Here is a 1,959-nt window from a genome sequence, read left to right as displayed (position 1 = left end):
ATCACCCCAAGGATTAATCTATACATATATTTTCTTATATGTAAATCTTTTTGGCAAGAGGTTTGTCAACAGCTCGAAAATGCCCTCAAGTTTATCTCCTTTCGTCCACTCGGCAAAGACCGTTTTGTGCGTGGCAGCATCAAGTCACTCGGAAAGGAATACACGAAGGAACGCAGCAAAGAACGGATTGAATTAAAACGGGAACGGAAAGCAGTTATCCCGAAAAGAGATTATGCAGACAGGCGGTTGATTGATACCTCTGATGAGAAATTCCAGAACAGTCCGGGACTGCAAAGGCGGGCGGCGGTGGAGAATTTAAAGATTGCTGCACAGGCATATAATGAGGTAGGTTGCATCGCAGAACTGGAACAAAAAATCTCTGCCGCTTCCGCCACCGGAAAAGAAGCAAAGCAGACCGTCCGCAAACTGGAGAACCGCATCAAAGACCTTGCGGAAATCATTAAATATGCAGAACAGTACAAAGCCAACAAATCCTACCATATTGCCTATAAGAAATCGAAAAATCCTGACGCATATTTCCGCAAGTATGAGAGCCAGATTATCCTATATGGCGGCGCAAGGCGTATGCTGGAACAGGCGGGCATTTCCTTAAAAGGCTTGAACATCGACAAGCTGAAAGCGGAATATCAGGCGCTGACCGCACAGAAAAAAGAACTTACTGCCACCTACAAAAACAGCAAAAAAGAATTGAAATCGCTGAACCGGAAACTGGAGAACCTGAACCAGTATTTAGGGCGCACAGAGCCGACTAAAAAGGCACAGGAACAGCCAGACCGGGATAACAAACCCTCCCGGTAATTCTGTGTCTGAAAAGGGCTTTAAATGCAAAAAAGCATCATGGAAATGTGCATAACTCCCCATTCCTTCCTACCTTGTTATAAAAACAAAAAAATTCCTTGCAGACAAGACCATATTCCTGTAATATAGTCTGCAAATCTGCAAAAAAATAGGAGTGCCGAAGCACCCCCATTTCCTAAACCCTCTTGCAAAATTCGCAGTGTTGGTTTATAATCATCTTAGAAGCCGGAGGATATGGCATGTCCGATGGTTGTTCAATCGGAAACAATAACCAGTTTAAAAATCAAACGGATTACAAGGCTATCCTCTATTGCAGTAGAAGATAGCCTTTTCCGTTACTTGCGGTTGTGTTTATTGTCTATGTATGTCAAGGCTGCAAAAATCACCAGCACTAACGTAAGCACTTCTAACGTATTCATACCGACCTCCTTGTATACTTCCGTGAAAATCATAGGTAATTTCCCCTCTTTTTATAAAAGGCTATGGTCGGTCAATAATAACTTTCTGTAATTGCAAAGAGCGGCAGCACTCGACTGTCGCTCTTAAATAAACTATCAACCATTTTGGGAGTTAAATAACATTTTCAAAATAAATGATTTTATCTGTTATACTTAATCCTGCAATAGAATTATTTCTCCCTCTCCTTGCGGGTCTTCAAAGTTATTGTAATGATGCTCTAATATTTCGTTAGTTATTATGAATGGAGAATTAACATTTAAAAGCGTATTTCTTTTTTTCAGTCTTTTTTGCAGAGTTTCTTTACTCCAAAAGCTGAAATCAATTACTACGTTTTTTCCGTCTTTCATAAAGCGAATTAATCTCTCACAAAGCATAGCTCCTACTTTCTCTCATAATTCTTCATAATGGCTATCCGGGTAATCAATACCTTTCCTTCCATAAGTTTTCCATAGTTCTTCATCAATCGAAAGTCTGACATATCCATTTTTTCTTTCTGCTTTGCGTAAGTTGTTTTACCAGAACCACATACTCCGCACATCATAATAACATTACTCATTATAGATTCCTCTCGCCTTTAAACAAATTTTGCTGCTGTACCATATACAACCTGAATTATTCACGCTGGCGGTACCAATTATGGAAAAACCCGTATAGTTACTGTGTTTTCAACCGCTTTACATT

The 1,959-nt window shown here is 40.0% G+C and carries 2 protein-coding genes and 1 pseudogene; 1 reads left to right on the top strand and 2 read right to left on the bottom strand.

The window, feature by feature from the left end:
• Positions 1 to 819 (top strand): annotated as a pseudogene (locus NFS18_RS19240) (relaxase/mobilization nuclease domain-containing protein); the annotation flags it as partial.
• A 611-nt stretch (positions 820 to 1,430) separates the two neighbouring features.
• Here NFS18_RS19240 and NFS18_RS19235 read toward each other — a convergent pair.
• Positions 1,431 to 1,625, bottom strand: a complete 195-nt coding sequence (locus NFS18_RS19235; protein WP_251393185.1) for a hypothetical protein — start codon at positions 1,623 to 1,625, stop codon at positions 1,431 to 1,433.
• 32 nt (positions 1,626 to 1,657) lie between these two features.
• Positions 1,658 to 1,834, bottom strand: a complete 177-nt coding sequence (locus NFS18_RS19230) for an ATP-binding protein (protein ID WP_251393184.1) — start codon at positions 1,832 to 1,834, stop codon at positions 1,658 to 1,660.
• Positions 1,835 to 1,959 lie beyond the last annotated feature (125 nt).

The sequence above is a fragment of the Mediterraneibacter agrestimuris genome, assembly GCF_943193195.1.
Lineage (GTDB): Bacteria > Bacillota > Clostridia > Lachnospirales > Lachnospiraceae > Schaedlerella > Schaedlerella agrestimuris.
Note: the sequence above shows the minus strand (reverse complement) of the source record. Positions and strands in the feature narration are given on the sequence as shown.

Excerpts from the sequence above, each read along its gene's own strand:
- NFS18_RS19235 (WP_251393185.1), bottom strand. The coding sequence starts at position 1,625 with ATGAAAGACGGAAAAAACGTAGTAATTGATTTCAGCTTTTGGAGTAAA.
- NFS18_RS19230 (WP_251393184.1), bottom strand. The coding sequence starts at position 1,834 with ATGAGTAATGTTATTATGATGTGCGGAGTATGTGGTTCTGGTAAAACA.